The 25,563-nt window shown below is 70.3% G+C and carries 25 protein-coding genes and 1 pseudogene; 12 read left to right on the top strand and 14 right to left on the bottom strand.

The window, feature by feature from the left end:
- Window positions 1–37: 37 nt before the first annotated feature.
- On the bottom strand, window positions 38–622 hold the full coding sequence (locus tag ABD371_RS13735) for a GNAT family N-acetyltransferase (protein WP_344476431.1): 585 nt from the start codon (window positions 620–622) through the stop codon (window positions 38–40).
- A 163-nt stretch (window positions 623–785) separates the two neighbouring features.
- Here ABD371_RS13735 and ABD371_RS13740 point away from each other — a divergent pair, with 163 nt between their 5' ends.
- From ABD371_RS13740 to ABD371_RS13750, 3 genes are all read left to right on the top strand, one after another.
- Window positions 786–1,241 (top strand): NUDIX domain-containing protein, encoded by a 456-nt coding sequence (locus tag ABD371_RS13740; protein ID WP_344476567.1) that lies wholly within the window; start codon window positions 786–788, stop codon window positions 1,239–1,241.
- An 83-nt stretch (window positions 1,242–1,324) separates the two neighbouring features.
- Window positions 1,325–2,137 (top strand): phytanoyl-CoA dioxygenase family protein, encoded by an 813-nt coding sequence (locus tag ABD371_RS13745; RefSeq protein ID WP_344476434.1) that lies wholly within the window; start codon window positions 1,325–1,327, stop codon window positions 2,135–2,137.
- Window positions 2,138–2,157: 20 nt separating this feature from the next.
- Window positions 2,158–3,024: an AraC family transcriptional regulator gene (locus ABD371_RS13750; protein ID WP_344476437.1), complete on the top strand. Its 867-nt coding sequence runs from the start codon at window positions 2,158–2,160 to the stop codon at window positions 3,022–3,024.
- 60 nt (window positions 3,025–3,084) lie between these two features.
- On the opposite strand, the gene ABD371_RS13755 is transcribed toward ABD371_RS13750, so the two are convergent.
- Window positions 3,085–3,294 (bottom strand): DUF397 domain-containing protein, encoded by a 210-nt coding sequence (locus ABD371_RS13755; protein ID WP_344476439.1) that lies wholly within the window; start codon window positions 3,292–3,294, stop codon window positions 3,085–3,087.
- Window positions 3,291–4,130: a helix-turn-helix domain-containing protein gene (locus tag ABD371_RS13760; RefSeq protein WP_344476569.1), complete on the bottom strand. Its 840-nt coding sequence runs from the start codon at window positions 4,128–4,130 to the stop codon at window positions 3,291–3,293. The genes ABD371_RS13755 and ABD371_RS13760 overlap by 4 nt, the downstream gene beginning before the upstream one ends.
- A gap of 103 nt (window positions 4,131–4,233) precedes the next feature.
- On the opposite strand from ABD371_RS13760, the gene ABD371_RS13765 reads away from it, so the two are divergent.
- From ABD371_RS13765 to ABD371_RS13785, 5 genes are all read left to right on the top strand, one after another.
- Window positions 4,234–4,482 (top strand): hypothetical protein, encoded by a 249-nt coding sequence (locus ABD371_RS13765; protein ID WP_344476441.1) that lies wholly within the window; start codon window positions 4,234–4,236, stop codon window positions 4,480–4,482.
- Window positions 4,483–5,378: 896 nt separating this feature from the next.
- Window positions 5,379–6,119, top strand: a complete 741-nt coding sequence (locus ABD371_RS13770) for a DUF6879 family protein (protein WP_344476444.1) — start codon at window positions 5,379–5,381, stop codon at window positions 6,117–6,119.
- Window positions 6,116–6,958 carry a helix-turn-helix domain-containing protein gene (locus tag ABD371_RS13775; protein WP_344476446.1) on the top strand — a complete coding sequence of 281 codons (843 nt, stop codon included), beginning with the start codon at window positions 6,116–6,118 and terminating at the stop codon, window positions 6,956–6,958. The genes ABD371_RS13770 and ABD371_RS13775 overlap by 4 nt, the downstream gene beginning before the upstream one ends.
- Before the next feature lie 459 nt (window positions 6,959–7,417).
- Complete coding sequence (locus ABD371_RS13780) at window positions 7,418–8,269, top strand: radical SAM/SPASM domain-containing protein (protein WP_344476448.1); 852 nt, start codon at window positions 7,418–7,420, stop codon at window positions 8,267–8,269.
- A 94-nt stretch (window positions 8,270–8,363) separates the two neighbouring features.
- The gene (locus tag ABD371_RS13785) at window positions 8,364–8,702 is read left to right on the top strand and encodes a hypothetical protein (protein WP_190121017.1); all 339 of its coding nucleotides are present in this window, start codon (window positions 8,364–8,366) and stop codon (window positions 8,700–8,702) included.
- Window positions 8,703–9,053: 351 nt separating this feature from the next.
- On the opposite strand, the pseudogene ABD371_RS13790 reads toward ABD371_RS13785, so the two are convergent.
- Window positions 9,054–9,883, bottom strand: a pseudogene (locus ABD371_RS13790) (IS5 family transposase).
- A 343-nt stretch (window positions 9,884–10,226) separates the two neighbouring features.
- Between ABD371_RS13790 and ABD371_RS13795 the strand changes: the two are divergent.
- Together ABD371_RS13795 and ABD371_RS13800 are read left to right on the top strand one after the other, a co-directional pair.
- A complete protein-coding gene (locus tag ABD371_RS13795) occupies window positions 10,227–10,700 on the top strand; it encodes a methyltransferase domain-containing protein (RefSeq protein ID WP_344476453.1) in 474 nt (157 codons plus the stop codon).
- A 228-nt stretch (window positions 10,701–10,928) separates the two neighbouring features.
- A complete protein-coding gene (locus tag ABD371_RS13800; protein ID WP_344476455.1) occupies window positions 10,929–14,273 on the top strand; it encodes a S8 family peptidase in 3,345 nt (1,114 codons plus the stop codon).
- Between the two features lie 27 nt (window positions 14,274–14,300).
- Here the strand turns inward: ABD371_RS13800 and ABD371_RS13805 are convergent, their stop codons facing one another.
- The 4 genes from ABD371_RS13805 to ABD371_RS13820 form a co-directional block, all read right to left on the bottom strand.
- Window positions 14,301–15,161, bottom strand: coding sequence for an alpha/beta fold hydrolase (locus ABD371_RS13805; RefSeq protein WP_344476457.1), 861 nt, complete (start codon window positions 15,159–15,161; stop codon window positions 14,301–14,303).
- 41 nt (window positions 15,162–15,202) lie between these two features.
- Complete coding sequence (locus ABD371_RS13810; RefSeq protein ID WP_344476460.1) at window positions 15,203–15,808, bottom strand: HAAS signaling domain-containing protein; 606 nt, start codon at window positions 15,806–15,808, stop codon at window positions 15,203–15,205.
- Complete coding sequence (locus tag ABD371_RS13815; protein WP_344476462.1) at window positions 15,805–16,200, bottom strand: PadR family transcriptional regulator; 396 nt, start codon at window positions 16,198–16,200, stop codon at window positions 15,805–15,807. Before ABD371_RS13815 ends, ABD371_RS13810 begins: the two co-directional genes overlap by 4 nt.
- Before the next feature lie 82 nt (window positions 16,201–16,282).
- Window positions 16,283–16,687: a VOC family protein gene (locus ABD371_RS13820; RefSeq protein ID WP_344476464.1), complete on the bottom strand. Its 405-nt coding sequence runs from the start codon at window positions 16,685–16,687 to the stop codon at window positions 16,283–16,285.
- Between the two features lie 63 nt (window positions 16,688–16,750).
- On the opposite strand from ABD371_RS13820, the gene ABD371_RS13825 reads away from it, so the two are divergent.
- Window positions 16,751–17,710 carry a helix-turn-helix transcriptional regulator gene (locus ABD371_RS13825; RefSeq protein ID WP_344476466.1) on the top strand — a complete coding sequence of 320 codons (960 nt, stop codon included), beginning with the start codon at window positions 16,751–16,753 and terminating at the stop codon, window positions 17,708–17,710.
- Between the two features lie 76 nt (window positions 17,711–17,786).
- On the opposite strand, the gene ABD371_RS13830 is transcribed toward ABD371_RS13825, so the two are convergent.
- From ABD371_RS13830 to pabB, 5 genes are all read right to left on the bottom strand, one after another.
- Window positions 17,787–18,218, bottom strand: a complete 432-nt coding sequence (locus ABD371_RS13830; protein WP_344476468.1) for a hypothetical protein — start codon at window positions 18,216–18,218, stop codon at window positions 17,787–17,789.
- Window positions 18,219–18,386: 168 nt separating this feature from the next.
- Window positions 18,387–19,328: an ABC transporter substrate-binding protein gene (locus tag ABD371_RS13835; protein WP_344476470.1), complete on the bottom strand. Its 942-nt coding sequence runs from the start codon at window positions 19,326–19,328 to the stop codon at window positions 18,387–18,389.
- 204 nt (window positions 19,329–19,532) lie between these two features.
- Window positions 19,533–20,684, bottom strand: a complete 1,152-nt coding sequence (locus ABD371_RS13840; RefSeq protein WP_344476473.1) for a YncE family protein — start codon at window positions 20,682–20,684, stop codon at window positions 19,533–19,535.
- Window positions 20,681–21,277 (bottom strand): ankyrin repeat domain-containing protein, encoded by a 597-nt coding sequence (locus ABD371_RS13845; RefSeq protein WP_344476475.1) that lies wholly within the window; start codon window positions 21,275–21,277, stop codon window positions 20,681–20,683. The genes ABD371_RS13840 and ABD371_RS13845 overlap by 4 nt, the downstream gene beginning before the upstream one ends.
- Before the next feature lie 172 nt (window positions 21,278–21,449).
- Entirely contained in the window at window positions 21,450–23,591 is a 2,142-nt protein-coding gene (gene pabB, locus ABD371_RS13850) for an aminodeoxychorismate synthase component I (protein ID WP_344476477.1), read from the bottom strand.
- Between the two features lie 726 nt (window positions 23,592–24,317).
- Here pabB and ABD371_RS13855 point away from each other — a divergent pair.
- Window positions 24,318–25,001 (top strand): LuxR C-terminal-related transcriptional regulator, encoded by a 684-nt coding sequence (locus tag ABD371_RS13855; RefSeq protein ID WP_344476479.1) that lies wholly within the window; start codon window positions 24,318–24,320, stop codon window positions 24,999–25,001.
- 139 nt (window positions 25,002–25,140) lie between these two features.
- Here ABD371_RS13855 and ABD371_RS13860 read toward each other — a convergent pair whose 3' ends face one another.
- Window positions 25,141–25,482, bottom strand: a complete 342-nt coding sequence (locus ABD371_RS13860; protein ID WP_344476481.1) for a hypothetical protein — start codon at window positions 25,480–25,482, stop codon at window positions 25,141–25,143.
- Window positions 25,483–25,563 lie beyond the last annotated feature (81 nt).

The following is a 25,563-nucleotide window of genomic DNA, read 5'->3' on the forward strand; positions in this document are numbered from 1 at the left end:
CGGCCCCATGAGGGCGGCCGGGGTTAGCGGGATCGTCTCAGGCCGTCGCCTCCTCGGCTCCCCCGCTGAGCGGCGAGGCACGCCACTCCGACGCCAGCATCGCGAAGTGCAGCTCCCCGCCCCACTCCCCCTTGAAGATCTCCGCCTCCCTGAAATGCGCCTCCTGACGCATCCCCAGCCGCTCCATCACCCGCGCCGACCCGGTGTTCCGCACATCGCACCGCCCGATGATCCGGTGCAGCCCCAGCTTCCCGAACCCGATCCGCAGCATCTCCGCCGCCGCCTCCGTGGCATAACCCCGGCCCTGGAACTCCGGGTTGAAGACAAACCCGAACTCCCCCTGCCGGTGCTCCTCACTCAGCCACACCAGCAGCACATACCCGATGACCTTGCCGTCCAGATCGACCGCCAGCGTCAGCGCGTCCTTCTCCGCCAGCAGCACCGTCTGCGCCGTCCGCGCCGCCAGCTCCTTGGCATTGTTCTCAGGCGTACGCGGCTCGTTGTACAGATAGCGCGCCACATCCGGCCGCGACTCGAACTCCAGCATGTCCGCCTCGTCCCCCAGGGCGAACGGTCGAAGAGTCAGCCGGGCGGTCTCGACGGGCTTGGTGAACTGGAACATGCGCACGGTCCTCGCGGTGTGATGGCCCAAGAGCGACTGGGTGTCGCCCCCGGCGGTCCACCGGAAGAACGCCCGGCGGGATCCGGGGGTTCCCCTTCGGGAACCGGCCATCGACTGGATTCGCGGCATTAGAGTCCGCCCTGTGAACGAGCACGAAGCGAAGATGGCCCACCCCCGCATGGCAGCCGGTGCTCTCTTCTTCGACGAGGCCGACCGCGTCCTGCTCGTCGAGCCGTCCTACAAGGACTACCGCGACATCCCGGGTGGATACGTCGAGCGCGGCGAGTCCCCCCTGCGGGCCTGTACGCGAGAGGTCCAGGAGGAACTGGGCATCGCGCCCCGCATCGGCCGACTGCTCGTCGTGGACTGGGCGCCGAACCCGGGAGAGGGTGACAAGGTCCTCTACCTCTTCGACGGCGGCCGTCTCGGCGCGGAGCAGCTTCGGCGGGTCAGGCTCCAGGCCGACGAGCTTCGCGGGTACGGTTTCCACCCCGCCGAACGGCTGCCGGAGCTGACCGTCCCCCGGCTCGTACGCCGGATCACCGCCGGTATCCGGGCGCGGGCGGAGGGCTCGACCGTCTATCTGGAACAGGGTGAGCCGCCGCGCGCGGGGTCCTGACCGGTCTCCGACTGCGCTCGCCCGACAAAGGCGGTGCGGGGAATGTCGGGTGCCCGGGGCCGGTGCCGCCGCACGATGGGGGCATGGATGACACGGCCTTGGTATCCCGTTTCCTTCGCGACGGCTTCGTGAAGCTGGAGGGCGCTGTCGCGCCGCGCGTGGCGGCGGACTGCGCGCGGCTGCTGTGGCGGGAGACGGGCTGTGCCCCGGACGACCCGTCGACGTGGACGCGGCCCGTCCACTGGGTGGGCGGCATGGCGCAGGGGCCGTTCGCCGCCGCGCCCAACTCCCCCTCGCTACAGCGTGCGTACGACCTGCTCGTCGGCGCGGGACGCTGGGAGCCGCGCTACTCGCTGGGCACGTTCCCGCTGCGCTTCCCGCACGCGGAGGAGCCGGACGACGCGGGCTGGCACATCGAGGGGAGCTATCTCCCGGAGGGCGAGAGCTGGTACTTCACGAATCTGCGCTCCCGGGGCCGGGCGCTGCTGATGCTGTTCCTGTTCAGCGAGGTCGGCGAGGAGGACGCCCCGACCCGGATCCGGGTCGGCTCCCACCTCGACGTGCCGAAGGTGCTGGAGAAGTACGGGGAGGACGGGGCGAGCGGGCCGGCCCTCGCCCCCGATCTGGTGGCGGCGTCCGACCACCGGCCACTCGCCCTTGCCACCGGGGCCCCGGGCGATGTCTTCCTGTGCCATCCGTTCCTGGTGCACGCGGCGCAGCCGCATCATGGTGTGCGCCCGCGTTTCATGGCGCAGCGGCCGCTGATGCCTGCGGCACCGTACGAACTGGAGCGGGCCGACGGCGCGTACTCCCCCGTGGAGATCGCGATCCGCCGAGGTCTGGGCCAGGACACCCCCGGTCCGGACGGAGACGGCCCCCACCGCGGCATCGGGTAGACGGAAGGAGGCCACCGGGCATGCTGGAGCGGCTGAACCAGGCCATGGAGCACATCGAGGGCCGCCTCGGCCAGGACCTCGACATGGCCGAGGCGGCACGCATCGCCGCCACCTCGGAGTACCACCTGCGCCGGATGTTCTCCGCGCTCGCCGGAATGCCGCTGTCGGAGTACGTCCGCCGCCGTCGGCTCACCCTCGCGGGCGCCGAAGTACTCGCGGGACGCGGGACGCTGCTGGAGATCGCGGTGCGCCACGGCTACGGCTCCGGCGAGGCGTTCGCGCGGGCCTTCCGCGCCATGCACGGCATCGGACCGGGCGAGGCCCGGCGTACCGGCGCGGCACTCACCTCCCAGCCCCGGATGGCCTTCCGCCTCACCGTCGAGGGGAGCAGCAGCATGCGGTACCGCGTCGTGGACAAGGCGGCCTTCACCGTCGTCGGGCTCAAGACCCGGATACCGCTGGTGCATACGGGGCCGAACCGAGCGATCATGGACTTCGTCCGCAGGATCAACCCGCGGACCCTGGAGCGCCTGGAGAAGCTCTCGGACCAGGAGCCCCATGGCATCGTCTCGGTCTGCGACGGCATGGACCCCGGCCGCGCCGAGGGCACTCTCCTCGACTACCACCACGGCGTGATCACCTCCGCCGCCGCTCTGGAGGGTACGACCATGTTGTCGGTCCCGGCCGGCACGTGGGCGGTCTTCACCGCCTCCGGGCCGATACCGCAGGCCATCCAGGAACTGTGGCGGGACGTTTTCACCGAGTGGTTCCCGTCCAACCCGTACCGCACTCGCACCGGCCCCGAAATCCTGCGTACCCGCCTGTCTCCGGAGAAGACCGAGGCGGACGCGGAACTGTGGCTGGCCGTGGAGCCTGAGCACCGCTGAGCACGGCTCAGCGCCCGAGGAGTCCGGAAGGGGCTCCCCGAACGCTGGTGAGGGTCCTGCCTAGAGGTCGGCGGACCGGGCGAGGGCAATCAGTCCGGTCCAGGCGGAGGGGCTGACCATGAGGGAGGGGCCGGTGGGGTTCTTGCTGTCCCGGACGGGGACGGTACCGGTGACGGACACGTGCGACGGGGCCCACTCGACGCAGGAACCACCATTGTTGCTGTAGCTCGACTTGACCCAGTGGAGGTGGGAGTCGGTCGTGGTCGTCACGGGGTGCCCTTTCGTAGCTGTTCGATCATGGCGACGGATTCAGCTTGGGAAGCCGCATGGGTCTGGAGCTGATGATATCTCTTCATCAGCGGTACCACAGAGGTGAGTTCGCGGTCCAGATACCCCTGACTCTGCGATTCGGTGTAGGCCATCAGAGATCTGTCGTGCATCGTCAGAAGATTTACCAACCGGTCGAACGGCCTGAGCGCCCCCATGGAGTACGGGGCGATCTGAAGCGAGGTGTTCGACATCTGTGAGAACTCGATCAGTCGTGCGAGCTGTTCGTCCATGACGCTCTGATCGCCGATGGGGCGACGGATGCAGCTTTCATCCAGCACCGCGAAGATCAGTGGCGGTGGCGTCTGGATGAGAGCGGCCTGTCGCTCTATCAGGAACTCGACCCGTTCAGCGGCCTGTTCCGGCGTGATCTCGTCTCGCTGCACCGCACCGTTGGCAAGCTCCCATGCGTACGCGTGTGTCTGGAGCAGCCCTGGGACCAGCCCTGAGTCAAACAGCCGGATCTCCGCCGCCTGAGACTCCCGCATCAGGTACTCCGGAAAGCCCTCCATCAGCGAACCACGCCTGATCTCGTAGTACGCCCGTTTGAAGGATTCGACCTTCCCTGCGATTCCGAAGGCCATGTCGGCGCTCACCGAGCTTCGCAGAGTTGGCGGCTTTCGGGCAGTTTCGAGCGCCGAAATATGCTGCCCGGAATATTTCATCCGGTCGCCCAACTGCTCCTGCGTCCAGCCCCGAGCCTCCCTCGCCGCCCGTAGGCGTGCTCCGTAGGCCGCCACCGGCCCTTCTTCGGGGTCGAGTTCCTTGATATTCACGATCGGGACCAATCCTTCCTTCACCTCTGGCCTGTTGAAGAGTCCCCAACTCCCCGTCACGCTGGGCCGCCCAGAGTAGTGGAAGCACTACGGAGAGGAGTGGGGAATGGCGACGGCCGATGCTTCCGAATTCCCTGTACCAAACAACGTTCTCGCGGTCGGCGACATCGCCTACGACACCCAGTCCAAAGCCCTCGGCGTCCTCATGGCCGAATACGGCACCCTCTACTTCCTCCGCCCCCTCGGCGGCGGCCGCGAATGGGACGTCCCCAAGACCAAGGTCCGCCCCGCTACCACCTCCGACCAGCCCTCCCCCGCCGTCGCCGAGGCCAACGCCAACACCCTCCGCCTCTGACCCCGCCCCCTCCGGCCCCGGCCGTCCATTCCCCCGCCCCGGCCGGGGCCACCCACCCCAGAACAGGAGCCCCCAGTGCCACCCCGTACCCCAGCGGAGAAAGCCGCCGCCCGAAACCGCCTCATCTCCGACCGCGCCACCGTTATCAACCGCTACACCCGTGGCGATTCGCTTAAAGCCATCGCCCGGACGTACGACGTACACGCGCCATGGGTCGCGGCGCGCCTCACCCGCTGGGGTGTCCAGGTCCGTACGCACGCGCACGCGACCTCACACACTCATGTACTCAGGGACGGCGAGACCGGGGCTGTAACGGCGATTCGCTGCCCGGATGTTCGGTGTGGGCGGGGTGCTGGTTTGGCTTTGGGGTGAGGCGGTAGTGGGGGAGGGGGCGGCCAGGTTCCCCGCGCGTGCGGGGCCGACGGGCGGCGCATTTTCCCTTCGGTGGAAATAGCCGGGCTACCCCCGCACGCGCGGGGCCGACTGCCTGGTGACGCCATCGTCGTGCCCGTAGGGCGGGCTACCCCCGCACGCGCGGGGCCGACTGCCACATCAGCACGTTCACGGCCCGGCCCTGGGGGCTACCCCCGCACGCGCGGGACCGACACTTCCCGACCTGGGGCGTTGTCGCGTGATCATGCTGTTTTGCTTTACCTGCTCCGGAGGCGGCCCCAGGCGCTGTCCACCACCACAGGGGCAACCTTGCAGCACCGTACCCGCCATCACGGCTGCCGCGCTGCCGTTCCTCCTCGGCAGTCGTCTCTGGATCGTCCCATCGCTGTTGCGCGCAACCACTCGCCAGTCGACCCGTTGAGCAATCTGCTGCAACTTTTCGGCATGCGGGAGCTGTTCTGAGCATCCTGTTCCTGAACCACACTTCAACGGAGGACGCCCACATGACGCTCAGGTTCATCGGCACGACCAGCGGCGATGGCGACTGCCCCACCCTCTACGAGATCGAGGGCACGGATCAGATCCTTGTCCAGGGTGACCGGGAGACAGACCCGGGCCACCTCGTCCAGCTGCGGGACGTGAAGGACTCCGAGACGTTCGTCCGCGTGCCGCGAGACCTCCTCGTCCGCTACACGCCGAGCCTTCCCGCGCCGGAGCTGCAACCGTTCCCGTCGATCGCCCACCTGTTCAGGGAGTTCAAGCACACCGCCTGGCGTCTGGAGACGCGGCGCGGCTACGCCTCCGACCGGAACAGCCCGGTATGGCCCCGCTGGCAGGCCGGCGAGGACATCGCCGCAGATCCAGCCAATGCCTGGAGGCAGAACGTTGCTGATCAGGTCGCGAAGGGAAAGCGATTCGAGCGGGTGCGGTTGGTGGACGAGCCACTGACAGAAGGGCAGCGGTTCCTTCTCGACTCCGGCCTCGGCAACATCGCGGCCGGGGAGGACATCCGGTACTTGCCCCGCGCCCGGGCTCAGGAGCTGCGCCTGCCGGACTTCGACTTCTGGCTCTTCGACTCCCGTGTCCTCGCCCGGTTCGCGTTCGACGAGGATGACACCACCCTGGGCGTGTACGTCACCGAAGACCCGACCGAGGTCCTCGCCGCCTGCCAGGCCCGGGACACCGCCTGGCACTACGCCATCCGTACCGCCGACGTCGCGCGCCAGGTACGTTCCACCATGTGACCACCGACTTCCAGACCGCTCGGATCGCCCTCGGTGCCCGGCTCCGCGAACTGCGCGCCGAGACAGGGCTCACGGGCAAAGCGTTCGCCGAAGAGCTCGGCTGGCAGCGATCGAAGATCTCCCGCCTGGAGAACGGCAAGCAGACTCCTTCGCCCGCTGACCTCACCGCGTGGGCGACTGCGGCTGGACACCCAGAACTCGCGGGCGAGTTGCAGGGCCGGCTGTCGGGGCTGGAGACGAAGTACCGGTCGTGGCGTCGTCAGCTCGCGGGCGGATACCGTGCACGACAGGAGCTGGCGATCGCGGAGACTGCCGCGACGCAGACGATCCGGGGCCTGGAGGTCTCCCGAATCCCCGGAATGCTTCAGACGGCGGAGTACGCGCGCTACGGGTTCGAGGCGTCAGCCGAGTTTCGGCAGACCACCACGGACATCGAGGGTGCTGTCCGGACTAGGATCCGCCGCCAAGAAGCCTTGTACCAGCCAGGAAAGAAGTTCAGATTCCTGATCTGGGAAGGTGCGCTCTACGTGCGCACATGCCCACGCGGGGTCCACGCGGGCCAGCTGGATCGGCTGGTCTCGCTCATCGGCCTGGACACCGTAGAGCTGGGAGTCATCCCATTCGACGCCCAGCTCCGGCGTACCCCGACCCATGGCTTCTGGATCTACGACCAGCGGCTCGTCATCGTGGAGACCATCTCCACCGAGATGTGGCTGGACGACGAGGATTCGATCCAGCTGTACGAGCGCGCGTGGAATTGGGCAGCCGAGTCGGCTGTAGCCGGTCGGCAGGCACAGCGCGCCATCGACCGGGCACGAGCCTTCTTCGACGCGATGTGAGCAATCCGGCGCACCGGTAGAGCCCCAGCGCGCAATCCTGCGCAACCGCCATATGTGCGCACACTCAGCCTCCCTAGTGTCGTCGGCATCAGCCCATACGACTGGGGAGCCCGATGACGACCACCTCCGCCTGCTCGTACAACCGTCCGAGCGCAGATGCTGCCGCGACCGCCCTCGTCATCAGCACCGGACCACCCGTGCGGGAGTTCTGCCGCCCCGCCCGATGACCGGCCGCCCGCCGGCACCCCGACTCACCCCGGAGTGCCACCTCGGCGAGTGCGGACTGTGCCCCGGCCCGCAGGAGATCCGCCTGCCGTGGCAGTCCGCAGCCGAGACACCGGTCCACACGATCCGTTGCACCCACCCGTGCCACCAGACCCCGCCCCGCCCGGCGGAACGGCCTGCTCCGGCCGCGCTGGCCTGGAGCAGGTTGACCAGACGAGAAGGACATGATGTCTGATGAGCACTGCCGTCTTACCGCCCATTCCCCCGCTTCAGCTCACATTCGCCTGGCTGGAGGTCACGGGGTTCTGCAACTTGGCATGCACCCATTGCTACGCCGACTCCAGCCCCAAGGGCACCCACGGCACGATGACGACCGACGACTGGAAGTCCGCCATCGACCAGCTCGCCGACATGGGCGTCGAGAGCCTCCAGTTCATCGGCGGCGAGCCCTGCCTCTACCCGCACCTGGCGGAGCTGATCGACCACGTCAGGACCCGGAGCATCACCGGGATCAGGATCGAGGTCTTCAGCAACCTCATCCGTGTGAGTGATTCCCTCTGGGAGACCTTCGTGAAGCAGCGGGTCGACCTCGCGACCTCGTACTACTCGGACACGGCCGCCGAGCACGACACGATCACCGCCCGCCCGGGGTCCCACACCCGCACCCGCGCCAACATCCAGAAGGCTCAAGCGCTGGGGCTGACGGTCAGAGGTGCCACGGTCCACATCAGCCCGGACCAGCGCGGCCCGGCCGCACACCAGGACCTTCTGGCCCTCGGCGTCAGCAACGTGGGCGGGGACCGGCAGCGGCCCTTCGGCCGGGCGAGCCTGGGAGCGAAGCCAACGCCCGCAGACCTGTGCGGGCACTGCGCCCAGGGACGACTGGCGATCGGCCCCAACGGCGACGTGTGGCCGTGCACCATGGGCCGCTTCATCCCTGTCGGCAACGTCCGTGAGGCGTCCCTGACAGCCATCTGGAACAGCACCGAGATGACAACGGCGAGGACTCGGATCGCGCAGGCCACCACCCAGGCCTGCGCGGCCGGCCCGGTCTGCCTCCCCGCGTGCGGGCCCTGCCTCCCGTGAGGGGGACCGTGCCCCCAAAGGCCCCGCCCGACCCCCGAGCGCTGTCTACGATCGCTCATCGCCCACCCAACCGATCGAGCCGGAGGCAGGCACCATGGACGATCACGGCGACGACTTCACCGCATGGATCGAGGGCCACAGACCGGCAGTGGAGCGTGCGGAAGAACAGTGGCACCGGATCGCCATGTACGTGAGGCACGCGGCGAACAAGGTCGGCCCTACTCTTCCTCTCTGCCTCGCCGGGGAGCCCCAGGAGTGCGGACGTGACGGCCGGCACCACACCCTCGCCTGGGCGGCGGCTCTGAAGGCCGCCGCCCAGCACGTGATCGAGACCAGTGCGGACAGCCCGGCCGAGACCTCTTACTACTCGGGCCAGATCTATCAGCGAAGGCTCGCCGTCCTCCGCACCCAACCCGCCCGGCACCCTGATTAAAACCGAACCGCCTCGGCCTGTCAGGGGGCTACCCCCGCGCGTGCGGGGCCGACAGTTCTGCAAGTTCTTCCGCAGGGGCCGCGATCGGGCTACCCCCGCGCGTGCGGGGCCGACTTCTCATATTCGCGCGCGGTCACGCGGGACGGGGGGCTACCCCCGCGCGTGCGGGGCCGACGCTGAGCCTCACCCATCGAGCGCCGCCGCCGCCGGGCTACCCCCGCGCGTGCGGGGCCGACACTTCATGACCTGGGGCGTTGCCACGTGATCATGCTGTTTTGCTTTACCTGCTCCAGGAGCGGCCCCAGGCGCTGTTCATCGGCACAGGGCAACCTAGGAGTTGTCGTCAAAGTGTCAGGCCCACATCAGGAGCGATGCGAGGGTGACGGCTGCTTGGTAGGACTGCGCGGTCTTGTCGTACCTGGTGGCGATGCCGCGCCACTACTTGAGGCGGTTGAAGCACCGTTCCACGACGTTGCGGTGCTTGTAGGTCTCACGGTCAAAGGCCGGCGGACGGCCGCCGGTACGGCCTCGCCGGGCCCGGTTTCGGGTCTGGTCGGCCCGCTCGGGAATGGTGTGGGCGATGCCGCGGCGCCTGAGCCATGTGCGGATGGCCTTCGAGCTGTAGCCCTTGTCGCCAATGACGTGGTCGGGCCTGATGCGAGGTCGGCCCGGCCCGATCCGAGGGACTCGTATCGCGTCCATCACGGCCGTGAACTGGGTGCAGTCGTTGGTGTTCCCGCCGGTCAGGACAAAGGCCAGAGGGCGGCCGTCCCCGTCGCAGGCGAGGTGGATCTTGCTCGTCAATCCGCCTCTGGACCGGCCCAGGGCCGGGCTCCGGAGCCCCCTTTTCGGGCTCCGGCCGCGTGCTGGTGGGCGCGGACGATGGTGGAATCGACCGACACCAGCCACTCGATGTCTCCTGCCGCATCGGCCTTCGCCAGCGCGGCCTGGAGCATCCGGTCGAACGTGCCGTCCGCCGCCCATCTGCGGAAACGGGTATGGAGGCTGGTCCAGGAACCGTATCGCTCAGGCACGTCCCGCCAGGCAACCCCGGTCCGGAACTTCCACACGATCCCATTGAGGACCGTCCGGTCGTCCAGCCGAGGCCGCCCCAGCACAGGTCGGGGCAGCAGTGGCCGTATGAGTTCCCACTCGGCATCGGACAGTTCATGGCGGCGTATCACCCCTCCATGATCCACAATCCAAGATCACTTTGACGACAAGCTCTAGGAGCACCGTATCCGTCGGCACGGCTGCCGCGTTGTCATTCCTCCCATACTCCAGCCGAAACGGACAGGCAGTGACTGACACCCGCACCACCGCATGGGACGCCTACTCCCAGAGCAAGCCCCAGCGGCGGAAGACCAACGCCAACGGCGAGACCACCTGGTTCAACTGGACCCAGTACCCGGACCACGGCCCCGGGGCCGGCGTGCTCGACCTCGCCCCCGGAGACAGAGTGCTGGACCTCGGGTGCGGGCCGGAGGGAACGCCGCTCACCTCGCGGCGATCGGTATGCGGGCCGTGGGGGTCGACCTCTCGGTCAAGCAGCTCGACAAGGCGCGCGAGCGATGGCCCGGCGTGGACGGGATGGAACTCCACGAGGCCGATGCCCTCGCTTATTTCGAAGACACGGTCGCGGTCTTCGATGCGGTCTACAGCGTGTTCGGCGCGGCCTGGTTCACCGACCCCGGGCTGCTGTTGCCGGCCGTTCACGCGAACCTCAAGCCGGGGGGCGTGTTCGCCTTCTCCCAGCGGCCCCCGGTCGAAGGGTGCTACGGCTGCCAGGCCTCGTACATCCCGCGCGGGCCCGACGAGGACCCGGCCGTCGTCAAGCGGTGGGACTACGAGCCCGCAGTGTGGGAGGCGATCCTCAAGGAGCAGGGCTACGCGGATGTGTCGGCCTCCGTGATCGACGCGCCCCCGGGGAGCCGGCGCACGGGCACGCTGTTCGTCCGGGGCGTCCGGGGCATCCGGGGCGTCCGGGGAAGCTCATAGCGCGGTGGCCGCGCTCAGGCGCTGTGGATCCCGCGTACGGTCCCAATTCGCCGTAAGACGGCGGCGAAGGAAGGGTCGTTCACCGGTGCCGGGGCCCCGGCCCGAAAGCGTCTCTCGGTCGGCGGCTTCCGGACATCGTGGAAGGGCGGCCCAACCCGAACCATGGATACCTCTGTTCTCCCAGGGCGAGCGGGCCGCTTCGGCCCCGCCGCTTCCCCAGGAGGACACATGCTCAGCAAGAGACATCGGAACGCCGGGATCGCGGCGCTGACGGCCGCGATCTCGCTGGCGCTGGCCGCCGGACTGAGCGGGGTGGCACCCACCACCGCGTCCGCGTCGCCCGGGGAGGTCGCCGTCCAGGCGGGTTCGGCGGTCGGTGGTGTTCATCAGGTCACCCTGATCACGGGGGACAGGGTGACGGTCGACGGCAAGGGCAAGGTCGTCGGGTTCGAGCCCGGGAGGGGGCGTACGGGCATACCCGTGCAGACCTACACCGAGGGTGGGCACACCCATGTGGTGCCGCGTGACGCGCATGGGCTGATCGCGGAAGGGAAGCTGGACCGGCGGCTGTTCGACGTCACCGAGCTGGGCCGGGCGGAGAGCCGGAGGGTGTACGGGGACGGGCTGAGGCTGATCGTGGAGTACGGCGGGGGCTCGGCCGGGCCGGGGGCCCGTAGGGCGGTGCGGGGCGGGGACGGCACGGAGGTGAGTCGTTCGTTGAAGGCGCTGAACGCGGATGCCGTGACCGTCTCGGCGAAGAGCACGCCCGAGCTGTGGGAGACGCTCACCAGCGGTGAGGACGGGCGGGCGCGGGCCGCCGCGTCCGGGATCAGCAGGATCTGGCTGGACGGCATCCGCAGGGCGAATCTGGAGACCAGCGCGGGGCGGATCGGCGCGCCGAAGGTGTGGCAGTCCGGGTATGAGGGCGCGGGGGTGAAGATCGCTGTCCTCGACAGCGGGGTGGACGGCGAGCACCCCGATCTCAAGGGCCGGGTGGTCGCCGCGCGGAACTTCAGTGATTCCCCGGACAGTGAGGACCGCGACGGCCACGGAACGCATGTCGCGGCCACGGCGGCGGGTTCCGGAGCGGGGTCGAACGGCAGGTACAGGGGCGTCGCGCCGAAGGCCGGGATCATCAATGGCAAGGTGCTCGGTGACGACGGGCGAGGCGGTACCGAGTCCGGCATCGTCGCGGCCGTCGACTGGGCCGTCGCGCAGGGGGCCGACATCGTCAACCTCAGCCTCGGTGGCCGGGACACCCCGGAGATCGACCCGGTGGAGGCACAGATCAACAAGGTCACGGCGGAGAAGGGGGTGTTCTTCGCCGTCGCCTCGGGCAATTCGGGTCCGAACTCGATCGGTTCGCCGGCCGGCGCCGACGGCGCGTTCGCCGTCGGGGCCGTGGACGACCGGGACAAGCTCGCCGGGTTCTCCAGCACCGGGCCCCGGGTCGGCGGCGGCGCGGCCAAACCGGATGTGACCGCGCCGGGTGTGGACATCACCGCCGCCGCCCCGGGCGGAGGGCATCAGGAGATGTCGGGTACGTCGATGGCGGCCCCGCATGTCGCCGGTGCCGCAGCCCTGCTCAAGCAGCGGTATCCGCACTGGAAGGCCAAGGAGCTGAAGAGCGCGCTGGCCTCGTCCGCCGAGGACGGCGGGCACACCCCCCATGAGCAGGGAGCCGGCCGGATCGCCGCAGACCGGGCGATCACCCAGAGCGTCACCACCGAGGAGATCTCCCTCGGCTTCGGCAAGCAGCTGTGGCCGCACACCGACGACAAGCCCGTCACGAAGAAGGTCACCTACCGCAACCACGGTACGAAGGACATCGCGCTCGATCTGAAGGTGAACCCGCACGGCCCGGACGGCAAGCCCGTCCCGGCCGGGTTCTTCACCCTCGGCACGGACCGGGTCACCGTCCCGGCCGGGGGTACGGCCTCCGTCGGCCTCACCGTCGACACCCGTATCGGCGGTGACGTCGACGGGCACTACGCGGCGGCCGTGGTGGCGTCCGGCGGCGGTCAGACCGTACGCACGACCGCCGCGGTCGAGCGCGAGATCGAGATGCACAACATCACCTTCAAGCACATCGGACGCGACGGAAAGCCGAGCAAGAGCTTCCAGTCGAACCTGAACTCCCTGTCCAGTGACTGGGTCGTGCGTTCCTTCGACTCGTCGAACGGTGACACCACCTTCCGCCTGCCCAAGGGCGAGTACTTCCTCGAGGCCGTCGCCCCCGCCGACCCGACGGAACATCCGCCCGTCCGGCACGACATCGTGCTCCAGCCCAAACTCGTCGTTGACAAGGCACGTACGGTCACCGTCGACGCCCGTACCACCAAGCCGGTGAAGATCACCGTGCCCGACGCGAAGGCGAAGGCCGCTTACGGGGTGCTTCAGGTCAACCGGAGTTCGCCGGACAGGAAGCAGAGCGTCGGGCAGTACTACCCCGTGAACTCCTTCTCCCATCTGTATGTCGCCCACCTCGGACCGCAGGTCACCGATGGTTCCCTGAGCCAGTCCTGGAAAGGCAACTGGCGCAAGAACTCCACCACCGAGTACAACACCGCCTCCGGTGGCGTGGTGAAGCGGATCGCCACCGGCTACACCCGAGCCTTCAAGGCGTCGGAGTTCGCCACGGTGAAGGCCGGCCTCGGCGTCTCCGCCAAGGGCAAGCGAGCCGTCCTGAGCGCGAACGGCCACCTCCCGGGGAGCCTGGTGGAGTACAGGAACGAGAGCGGCGCGCGTCCACTGCCCGACACCCGCACGATGTACGTCTCCACGGTGGACAAGGCGAAGTGGAACTTTGCCTTCAGGCAGGAGGCCGTCAAGCCGGACCCGGACGGCGGCCACAAGACGGAACTGCGACTGGAATCCGAGCCCAAGACGTACACGGCGGGCAAGACCCATCAAGAACTCCTCAACACCGCCGTCTTCGGCCCGGCATTGGACCGGAAGTCGGGCTTCTCGCGCTACGGGGGCCTTCTGAGCGCCCAAGTCCCGCTCTTCTCCGACGGCAGCGGGAGCAGCTCCAAGGACTTCTCGTTCGAGTCCGCCAGGACCGTCCTGTACCGGGACGGGAAGAAGATCAGCGAAAACAACGATCCGCTGATCTACGGTGAACCGCTGGCGATCGGCCAGGAAGCGGGAGACTTCAAGCTCACCACTTCGGTCCGGCGCGCCGCCGCCACGGCCCGCGTGAGCACCCGCATCGACGCCGACTGGACCTTCCGCGCGCCCGCCGCACCCACCAACGACGAGGCCGTACTGCCGATCTCCACCGTCCGCTTCACCGGTGCCCGGGTCGGCCCGGACAGCACCGCCCCGGCGGGTGCCACCCAGACCGTCCCGCTCCAGATCCACGGCGCGGCGGCCAAGGGCAATGTGAAGTCCGTGACCGCGCATGCGTCGTACGACGGCGGTAAGACCTGGACCAGGTTGAAGGTCGTGAAGGACAAGGCGACGTTGAAGAACCCGGCCAGGGGGAAGGCGGTCGCTCTGCGGGCGAAGGTGACGGACAAGCAGGGGGGTACGGCGCAGGTGACCGTGTACAACGCCTTCTTCGGGAAGTAGGCGGCCGGGCCCGTACGGGAGGGATCCCTACCTGCCCACAACCCCCCGCACAAAGCGCCGAAGGTGCCCACGCACCACCTCGGGCCGCTCCACCCAGGGCTCGTGCCCCGCGCCCTCAATACGGGTCAGGGGAAGCCCGAGGCGGTGTGCGAGCGATGCGAGTGCGGCGAGAGGGCGGGGGTCTTCGGTGCCGCCGAGGAGTTCGGCGTGCTGGGGCAGACGGGCGCGCAGGTCGGTGAGGTGGTCGTCCAGGGGATCCGTCAGGGCTTCCGCGTTGAGTTGGCGGTTCATGGACGAGTTGACGGGGCGGCGCCGGCGGGCGGCGAGGGCGGCTTGGCGCAGGCCGTGTGCGGGGTCGGCGTGGTCGGTGAACCAGGAGAGGGTGAGGAGTTCGGCTTCCTGGTCCTCGGTGCGGCGGGGGAGTTCCTTCAGGGCGCGGAGGCGGTCGCGCTGTGCGGGGGACATGCGGCGGAGGCGTTCCGCGCGGTATGCGGTGTGCCAGTCGCCGGTGAAGGGGCCGCACATCAGGAGGGTCGCGGCGACGCGGGTGGGGTGGCGCAGGCAGAAGCGGACGGCGAGGTCGGTGCCGTAGGAGTGGCCGATGAGCACGGCGCCGGGTAGGTTCCGGGCGTCGAGGAGTTCGGCGAGGTCGTCGGTGTGGCGGGTGAGGGAGTGGGGGCCCTGCCAGGGGGATCGGCCGGTGCCGCGTTGGTCGTACCGGTATACGGGGGCGAGGTCGGCGATCATGGGGGCGAGGTCGCCGAGGTAGTCGGGCAGGCCCGGGCCGCCGTGGAGCAGGATCACGGCGGGCTGCCGGGTGGTGTCGCCCAGGGCTGTCCAGTGCAGCCGTGCCCCGTCGGTCGTCGATACGAGTCCGTGAGTCTCCATGGAAGTCACCGCGGAGAACCTACCGGTGTCGCCGGAGGGGCTCAGACGCGGCGGGTACGCCAGAGCCAGACCGACGTGCCGGTGATCAGGGCGAGTGCGCCCAGGCTGCCCAGGAGGGCCTGGGTTTCGGGTGCCGCCCAGCCGCTGATCAGGTTCCAGGTGACGAAGAGGACGGTCGGGACGACGACGGTGAGCAGGACGCCGGTGGTCTTCTGGACGGCGGTCCAGTGGACCGAGGTGCAGAGGAGGACCGCGCCGATGATGCGGAACAGGACGCCGAAGACGGGGCCGGGGTCGAAGGCCGCGTCGGGGCCGATGGAGAAGACCATCGTGAAGGGGAGGGAGAGGGTGAGCATCAGGAGCGGGACCAGGGGGTGCACCTTGCCGCGCCGGGCGGGGGCCGGGGCGCCTTCGGACACGCCGGCCTCGCCGCCGGCCTCGGACAGCGCGGTCGCCGCGATCGTACGGGGGTCTCCCAGCTCCGCGAGGATCTCGCCCGTCGCGACGCCCGGGCGTTCGGCACGCGTGACCTCTATGTGTTCGGCGAGGTCGGCGAGGAGTTCCTGGCGGCGGTCGGCGGGGAGTGCGGAGGCCTCGCGTTCGACGGCGGAGAGGTAGTCGCGTACGGGGTCGGCGGAAGTCTTCATGCGAGGTCTCCGGTGGAGGAGGAGGGGGAGGAGGACGGGGACGGCGGGGCGGTCAGGAAGGTGTCGACCGCGTCGCGGAAGCCGGGCCAGACGCGGGTGAACTCGTCGAGCGCGGCCCGGCCGCTTTCCGTGAGCGCGTAGTAGCGCCGGGGCGGACCGGAGGCGGACTCCTGCCAGGTGGTGGTGACCAGGTCGTCGCGGCGGAGCCGCGAGAGCAGCGGGTAGACCGTGCCCTGGCTGGTGGCCAGGGCGCCGGAGTCCTCCAGGGCGTGGAGGAGTTCCACGCCGTAGCGGGGGCGGTCCCGCATCAGGGCGAGTACGCAGTACTCCAGGACCCCTTTGCGCAGCTGGGTGGCTGCGCGGGCCTGCTTGGTCGGATCGCCTGGTTCCATGCGATGCAAGATACCTGGTTGGGCAAGTGAATGGGAAGCGGGGGCGGGGAGCCCCTCGACGGCCCCGCCCCCACCAGGGTGCTCAGCTCAGCGTGGAGAGGCAGAACGGGTGGCCGGCGGGGTCCAGCAGGACCCTCCGCTGCTCGGGGTGGGGTTGGGACGGGGGCTCCACGGCTCCCAGGGCGAGCATGCGGGCGTGGGCGGCGTCCAGTTGGTCGGCGTCGACGCCGAGTTCGAGGTGGGCCTGCTTGCCCTGGGAGGGGTCCGGCCAGGTCGGGGGCTGGTGGTCGGCGACGCGGATGAAGCCCAGTCCGGGGGAGCCCTCCCGGCCGAGGAGGACGAAATCGTCGCTGGAGAGGGCGACGGGCAGGCCGAGGGCCTCGCCGTAGAAGCGGGCCAGTGCGGCGGGGTCGGGGCCGTCGAAGTCGACGGACAGGACGCGGATCGCCGGTGCGGTGACGGTTCCGGCGGCGGGATCGGTGCTCATGGGAGGGACGTTAGGACGGGACCAGGACAGATCCGGTCCTGGTCGTGGGGCACACTGCGGGACGTGATCAGCACCTCCGCCCGCCTGCTGCGACTGGTCTCGCTGCTGTCCGCGCGGCCCGTCTGGACCTGTCGTGAACTGGCCGAGCGGATGGCGGTCACCGACCGCACGGTCCGGCGGGACGTCGCCCGGCTGCGGGAGCTGGGGTACGGCGTCGAGTCCGACCCGGGGCCGTGGGGCGGCTACCGCCTCGGGGGCGGCACCCGGGTGCCGCCGCTGGTCCTCGACGACGAGGAGGCGCTGGCCGTGGCCGTCGCGCTGCGGGAGGCCGCGCTCAGCGGCGTACTCGGCAGTGACCAGGCCGCGCTGTCGGCGCTGCTGAAACTGCGGCAGTTCCTGCCGCCGCGGATCGCGGACCGGCTGGGCGAGATGGACGCGACCTTCGTGCACACCCCCAGGCCCGAGGAGCCCCGGATACCGCCCGGCAGGCTGCTGGAGCTGGCCGCCGTCTGCCGCCGGGGCGAGCGGACCCGGCTGTCGTACCGCGACCACGCGGGGAGGACCACGGTCCGGGAGGTCGACCCCCACCGGCTGGTGCGCACGGGCCACCGCTGGTACTTCGTCGCGCGGGACGTGGCGCGGGACCAGTGGCGGACCTTCCGCGCCGACCGGGTGGTGCGGGCGCTGCCCACCGGGCACCCGGCCGAACTCGTCGATCCGCCCGACCCGGCCCTGCTCGTCGCGCAGGGCATCGCGGGCGTCGTCTACCCGCTCTACGCGACGGTACGGCTTCCGCACCCCATGGACCGGGCCCTGCGGATCGTCCCGCCGACGATCGGCACCCACCGCCCGGACGGCCCGGACGCGACCGTCGTCGAGATCGGCGGCAACGACGCCGGCCAGCTCGCCGCGTATCTGCTCGGCCTGGGCACCCCACTGCGCGTACTGTCCCCGGACGCCGTCCGGGAGACGCTGCTGCGCCGCACCCGGGAACTGTTCGAGGAGAACGACGGCTCCCGGTGACAGTCCCGGTGACGGACCCGGTACGCCAAAAGGCCATGACACCGCCTGGTCGGGGCGGTGTCATGGCCGTTGTACGTCAGACCGGGACGACGCTGGTGATGGTCAGCGCGACGCCGTTCTTGTGGGTGACGGTGACCCAGGGGTGGTACGGGAGCTTCTTCAGCGTCTCCTCGAATTCGTCGGGCGTGCAGGTGTACGGGAGGGGCTTGTCCTTGAAGCAGAGGTCGCCCATCTCGTCCTTGATCTTCGTGTCCGTGGCCAGCCACAGAGCCTGCCCCGTCTTGTTGAGCGGGGTCACGATGATCTTGCCGGGGGCGAGGTACTCGACCTGCCCGACGATCTTCTTGGTCTTCGACTTCTTCTTGGCGGGCGCGGCGGCCTTGACGGCCGACACCGACGTGGACTTGGCGGTGTCGGCCTGGGCCGTCGCGACGGCTCCCGCCACGCCGAGACCCATGGTCAGACTGACGGAGGTCACGGCGGCGATGACGATGCTGCGCGTACGCATGGTGGAGATTCCCCTCGTTGATGTGCCCGCCGCTTCCCCCGGTTCCCCCCGGTCGGCGGCACATCTCAAAAACTACGGGGCTGTGTTCACAACTCCCCTACTGCTGTGTAACAGAGGCCCCACGGGTTGCGCGCGGAATGCCATACACCGGGCGGGAGAGGCGGTGCCTCAGTGCCAGCCGCGGTCGACGCCGGTGGGGTTGTCGCCCTGTACGGGGCCGATGAAGTCCTCCATGATGCCGCGCAGCCGCTCGACGCGGGCGCGGTCGAGCATGAAGTCGCGGAATCCGCGCGGGTCGGTGTTGGGGTACTGGTCGATCGGCTTCCAGCCGGGGATCCGCACATCACGGCGGGCCGGCCACTGGGCCGAGGCCCGCTGGGCCTGGAGCGAGAGCCGGTAGTTCATGTACAGCCTGGCCGCGGCGGGGTGCGGCGCGTCCTTGAGGATCGCTCCGGTCTGGTACCAGGCCTGGAAGAAGTCCTCCTTGGGCAGGATGAACCTCATCGGGTCGCCCTCGGGCGGGTTGAGACAGTAGAACGAGGTGAAGGTCGCCGCCCGTTCACCGGAGCCGATGACCGCCAGCGGTGTCGCGGTCCCCCGCACCCACATCGGGTTCTGGGCCAGCAGCTTCTCCAGCCAGCCGTAGCCGTGCCCGGCGATGATCCGCTCGAACTGGAACAGGACGGCGTCGTCGTCGTGCGGATAGGTCAGCACGATGCGGTCCTTGAGGTCCGGGCGCAGATAGTCGGCCGCCTCCCTCGGGGCCCGCTCCTCGGGGATGACATTGGTGTCGACGACATTGGAGAACGCGAACACGAACAGCGCGTAGTAGGCCCCGTCCGGGTCCACGAAGTCCGGGTCGACCTGGTCCAGACCCTCGGGCCGGAAGGGCTGGAGCAGACCCTGCTCCTTCCAGTACGGGAAGTCGTTGACGGTCTGCACATGCACCACGTCCACGCGGTTGTCCCCGCGGATGTGCTGCGCGTCGATCCGCGCGTTGTGGAACTTGCTCAGATCGACGGTGACCTCGATGTCGAGGTCGGGGTACGTCTCGGCGAACCCGGCCGTGTACATCTGAGCCTGCTCGGGGGCGTCCCCTCCGGCGTACACGACCAGCCCGCCGCCCTCGGCATGGCCCGCTCGTACAGCTCTTCCTGCGACGGTGGGTCCTTGCTCATCGCCCTCTCCTACCTCCGCAGATCCGCAGATCCGCAGATCCGCAGATCCGCAGATCCGCAGATCCACAGATCCACCATCCCCCACACCGGCACGGTTCGCGCGCGGTGCACTCGGGGGAGAGGGAAAGAGGGCTGGTCACCCGCCGAGCACCGCGATTCCCAGCGGCCGGGATCCGCCGGGCAGCCGGCGGGTGGTGTCCTGTTCGAGGTCGACCACGGTGATGCCGTCCCAGTACCCGTCGCGGGTGAAGCCGCCGGTCACATAGGCGGTGCGCCCGTCCGCCGACACCGCGACGTCCTCGTGGGGGCCGTCGAGGGGGATCACGCGCTCGGTGCCGTCCTCGGGGCGGACCGTCAGCGAGGCGTCGCGGTCGCCGGAGCCGATCGGGCCGGTGCCCACGGCGAGCAGGGTGCCGTCGGGGGTGAGGGCGGCGCCGTGCTGGTGGGTGTTGGCGGTCATGCGCTCGATCGTGACCCGGCCGGTGCGGGGGTCGAGTACGGCCAGGCGCTCGCCCTCGAAGGGGAGCAGCAGCCGGCCGTCGGCGCGGACCACGGCGTAGTGGGGCTTGAGCCAGGAGCCGAGGCCGCCCTCGGTGCCGTAGGGGGCGACCTCGTGACGGCGGGGGCGCAGGTCCTCCGTGCGGACGGCGGTCACGTCGAAGGAGTCGTGGTTGGTGGCGTACACCTCGCGGCCGTCCCGGGAGACGTCGACGTCGAAGGGGCGGCGGCCGACGGGGACGGTCCCGGTGACCTTCCGGGTCGCGGTGTCCACGACCTCCAGCACCCCCGGGCCGTCGGGCACGTTGACGCCGACGTAGAGCCGCCGGCCGTCGGGGGAGAGGGTGATGCCCATGCCGCCGCCCCGGTACTCGCCGGTGGTGACGGGGCCGGAGTCCGTACGGTACGGAATCCGCCCCAGCCGGGTGCGGGTACGGGTGTCCACGATCGCGACGCCCTCGGCGGTGGCGACCCAGGCGCGGCCGTCCGCGCCGACGGCGAGACCGTAGGGGGCGGTGCCCACCCGGACGGAGGCGAAGGGTCCGCGCTCGGGGTGGAGGAAGGTGACGGTGTCGCCGCCGAAGTCGGCGACGAGGAGGGTGCCCGGCGGGGTGGCACGGCCGGGGGTCTTGTCTTCGGGGACCGGGACCGGGACCGGGGCCGTGGTGGCTACGGCGGGGCGGTCGGGCGCGGGGTCCGGGGCCGGGTCCGGGGCCGTGGCGGCGCACCCGGCGAGCAGCGCGGCCACCACGGGGGCGAGGACCAGGGCGGTGAGCGGGCGGCGGTTCACCGGGCCGCCCGCAGCAGGGCCGCGATCTCCTCGTACCCACGGCGCTCGGCGTGCAGCAGGGCGGTGACCCCGTCGGCGTCCGCCAGCTCCGGGCGCGCGCCCGCCGCCAGCAGTACTTCCACGATCTCCTGGTGGGCCGGGCCGCCGTCGCCGAGGATCACCGCCTCCAGCAGGGCGGTCCACCCGAGGTTGTTGACGTGGTTCACGTCGATGGCGGTCTCCGCGAGGACGGCGCGGACATAGGCGACATGCCCGCGCTCGCTCGCCGGGATGACCGAGACCCCGCCGAAACGATTGCGCAGCCGTACGTCCGGGTCGCCGCGCAGCAGGACCCGCATCATCGCGACGCTGCCGGTCACCCCGGTGACCAGCCAGGCGCTGTCGTGCCTGCTGTCCTGCGCGTCGGGGTCGGCACCCGCCTCGATCAGCGTCCGGGCGACCGGTACATGGTCGCCGAGCGCGGCCAGCAGCAGCGGGGTGCGCAGATTCTCGTCGCGGGACTCGATCCTGGCCCCCGCGGTGAGCGCCCCGCGCACCCCGGCGTCGTCACCGCGTCCGGCGGCCTCCAGCAGTATGCGGTCAGCGGTGGTCACGGGCGGCTCCCAACGAAGGCGGAGAAGGTCCCCTCCATCCTCCGGCAACGACCGGAGGCCTTTCCTCCTTCTTCAGGAGGGCGGGCCGGGGCGATCGGCCGACACGGGGGTCGGCCGATCGGAGGATGCGCGGCCCGGGGGCGGGTGCCCCTGCTCCTGCCCCGTCCTCCGCTCAGGGCTCGTCGACCGCCGCGTTGAGCGCGGAGAGCATGACCTCCGCCTTGACCAGCGTCTCCTGGTACTCCTCCGCCGGGTCGGAGAGGGAGACGACGGCCCCGCCGACGCCGAAGGTCGCGGACCGCTCGCCGCTGACGACGGTGCGGATCACGATGCTGAGGTCGGCGGCCCCGCTCAGGGAGAACCAGCCGATGGCTCCCGAGTAGTAGCCGCGCGCCCGCCGCTCCAGCTGGTCGATGATCTCCATGGTGCGGATCTTGGGCGCGCCGGTCATCGAGCCGCCGGGGAAGGCGGAGCGTACGCAGTCCACGGCGGAGCGGCCGGGGGCGAGACGGCCCTCGACGGTGCTGACCAGCTGATGGACATGGGAGTAGGTCTCGACGTCGAAGAGGGTGGGCACCTGGACGGAGCCGGTGGCGCAGACCCGGTTGAGATCGTTGCGCAGCAGGTCCACGATCATCAGATTCTCGGCGCGGTCCTTGGGATGGGCCGCCAGCGCGCGGCGGATCTCCTCGTCGGCCTCGGGGGTGGCACCGCGCGGGCGGGTGCCCTTGATGGGTTTGGCCTGCACCCGGCCGTCGCCGCGCACCTGGAGGAAGCGTTCGGGGGAGGCGCTGAGGACCGAGTCCGTGCCGAACCGCAGATACGCGCCGAAGGGGACGGGGCTGGTGGCGCGCAGCCGCAGATAGCTCGCCAGGGGCGCGTCGAGCGGCTCGGACTCGGCGGTGTTGGTGAGGCAGATCTCGTACGACTCGCCGTCGTTGATCGCGTCGAGGCAGGACTTCACGCTCCCCAGGTAGGCGGTCCTGGGCTGGTCGAAGCGGAAGGTGCGGACGGGCTCCCCGGGCTCCCCGGGGGCCGGCACCGACGGCTGCTCCGGTCCGCTGCCCGGTCCGCTGCCCGGTCCGCTGTCCGGTCCGCTGTCCGGGTGCCGGCGGACCGTCTCGGCGGTACGGGCGAACCACTCGGCGTTCGCCCGGGCGGTGTGCGGAAGCGCCGGGTCGGTGAGGGCGAGGAGATGGGTGCGGCGCTCCTGGTGGTCGATGACCACGGCCCGGTCGGCGAAGATCAGGCGGCTGTCCGGGAGCGGTGAGACATGGGCGGCGCCGCCGCCGGTCTCGGCCTTCAGCTCGTACCCCAGCGCCCCCACATAGCCGAGGTTGAAGTCGATCGGCGGCCCGGACGCGGGCGGCGGGGTGCGGCGCTCGGCGAGCCGCTCGCCGAGGTGGTCGAAGAAACCGGCGGAGACGGTGGTGACGCGCCCGTCGTGCTCGACGGTCCAGGCCCGCTCGGGCACCGAGTACGACAGATACTCCGCGAGCGGTCCCGAATCGTCGCCCATGATGCTGAAGCGGCTGGTGGGAAGGGAGTGACGGGAGCTGTCCAGCCAGAAGGAGTGCTCGGACTCCCCGTACAGCTCGCGGAAGAGCGCGGGTGCGTCCGGGTGGCAGTCGATCTCCCGGCTCTCGACGCGCCGCCTGCCGCTGTCGCCGTCCGGCGCGCTGTCCGGGGCCGGATCCGGAGGGCGGGTGCGCGCGCCCTCCCGGGTGGTGTCGGGTCCGGTGTCGAGGGCGAGCCGGCGGAAGTTGCGCAGCAGCTCCGCGCCGTACTCGGTGAGTACGGACTCGGGGTGGAACTGCACGCCCCACTGCGGCGCTTCGAGATGGCGCACCCCCATCACGACCCCGTCGGCGGTCCAGGCGAGGGGGGCGATCCGGTCGGGCAGCTCGGTGACCGCGAGCGAGTGGTAGCGGACGACGGTGAACGGCGAGGGGATGCCGTCGAAGAGCCCGTCCCCCTCCCGGTGGAAGACCTCCGAGGTCCGGCCGTGCGTCGCCTCGGGCGCGTGGCCGATCCTGGCCCCGGCGAAGTGCGCGATGCCCTGGTGGCCCAGGCAGATCCCCAGCACCGGGACCCGGTCCTGGCGGAGCGCGTGGGCCGAGATCCCGAGGTCGGCCTCGCGCTGTGGACGGCCGGGGCCGGGGGAGACCACGACGGCGTCGTACGCGTCGAGGTCGATCTCCCGCCAGGGGGTGTCATGGGTGACGACGTGCGGCGCGACCCCGTACACACGGTGCATCAGATCGCCCAGGTTGTAGGTGAACGAGTCGTAATTATCGATGAGAAGGGTGAGCACCGACGGTCTCCTGCGAACGGGCCGGCTCCGGGGAGCCGACGGGGGCCTGAGGGCGGTGGTGCCGGCGGGGCCCGGGCTTCGGTGGCCGGGGTCCAGGGCTCGCCACGGGACGGGTGCGCCTTCGGGGTGCTCGCCGGGCCTCGCGGGCCCGGTGCTCCGGCCGGGGCGCGCTCGCGCTCCCGTGCCGGTCCGCCAGGGGTACGGGCGACCCTCAGGTCAGTCCCGTGCGGACGGAGCGGGCCGGGGAGCGGCCGGCGGTCCGCCGGGCGGGAGCGTGGGCGCGGGGACAGGGCGAGAGCTGTCCTGGCAAGGCCGTGGTCATGTCCGTATCCCCCTCCCGACGCCCCGGGCGAGGCCGGGGGCTACCTGTGGACCGGGCGCGGTGTCCATGGGCACCGGTCGTCATGGCATGTGCACGTTAGGCAGCAAGGGGCGGCCGTCACCAGACGCCACGGGAGACACTTGCCTCACTCGCAGGCCGTCGCAGTGACCGGTCATGTCCTCCGGGGAGGACATGCAGGGGTGCGATCTCCACCGATGTGGGTGGAGTGGGTGGAGTGGGCGCACTCGGGGGAGACCGGCACATCTGGCCGATTCATATGCGTCGTTGACGTTTGCCGACTCGTTTCATTGACACGTGGTTGAGCAGTCCGTTGCGATCTCTTTACGATCCGCTAGGCAGGTACTGCCACGGTCATTTGACTCAGGTTTGTGAGAGGAACGTACGTGCCCATCCGAGTTGTGATCGCCGAGCCGAGGGCCGCGGTGCGCGCCGCCTTCTCGCTGCTTCTCGCGTCGGACCCGGGCATTGAGGTCATCGGCGACGCGGCCAGCGGTGACGAGGCGGTGGCCCTGGTCGCGGAGACCCGCCCCGACATCGCCCTGCTGGAGGTGCGGCTCGCGGGAATGAGCGGTCTGGAGGCCATCTCCCGTATCACCGCGCGCTCCGGCCCCGGCCACACCAGGGTTCTCGCTTACAGCAACTACCGGGAGGACGAGGAGGAGTTCCTGTTTCCCGCGCTCGCGTCGGGTGCGAGCGGTTTCCTCGCCGTGGAGACCGAGCCCGAGGTCGTGCTCTCCGCGATCAGAGTGCTGGCCAGGGGGGATTCCTGGCTGGGACCCCGGCACACGCGCCGGCTCATCACCGAGTACGTCTCGCGCACCGGACCCCGCCCGCCCATGACGGCGCGCGGGGTCCGGTCCCTCACCGCCCTGCTGAGCGCCCGCGAGCGCGAGGTGACCGCGCTGATCGGGCAGGGCTGCACCAATCACGAGATCGCCGAGCGGCTCAGCCTGAGCCCTCTCACCGCCAAGAAGTACGTCAGCCGGCTGATGGCCAAATTGGGCGCGCGCGACCGCGTCCAGCTCGCCCTGATAGCGGTCTACTCGGACGCCTCGTTCGCCTCCTGACCGCACGGCCCCACCTTTCCCGCCCGTGCCCGGCACCCCCGCACCGGGCCGGGCGGGATCCGGCCAACTACCCCGTCCGGAAGGGCGGATGGGGGCGGGGTGGCGGTCAGCCGGCGGACGGCAGGGTTCCGGGGCAGGTTCAGTGGATCAGGCTGAACGCCCGCCAGGGCACCGCCCCGGGGGCGACGACATTGGACGTCGTCGTGGCGATGTACGCCGAGGACTCGCCGGAGCAGTCCTCCGTCGGATACATCTGCATGTCCACGAGGGTGTTGTTCTCCAGCTTCAGAGCCCCGTCCTCCCCCAGCTTGTGGCACCCGGTGACCAGCGGATTCGACTCCAGCACATGGCGATGGCCGGGAGTGTCGTAGGAGTAGGTCCCCGGCGCGGTACGGCCGAGGCCGGAGCAGCCCGCGAGGGTGAGGGCCAGGAACACCGCCCCGGCGGCCGGGGCGAGACGCCGGCGATGGGTCACGGACATGGGCGGTCCTTGTCTGTACGGGAACTCCCTGCTGGGGATCACCCTGCCGGGTCGCCGGGCGGACGGCATCCGGGGACGGCC

Source organism: Streptomyces amakusaensis, from assembly GCF_039532665.1.
Classification (GTDB): domain Bacteria; phylum Actinomycetota; class Actinomycetes; order Streptomycetales; family Streptomycetaceae; genus Streptomyces; species Streptomyces amakusaensis.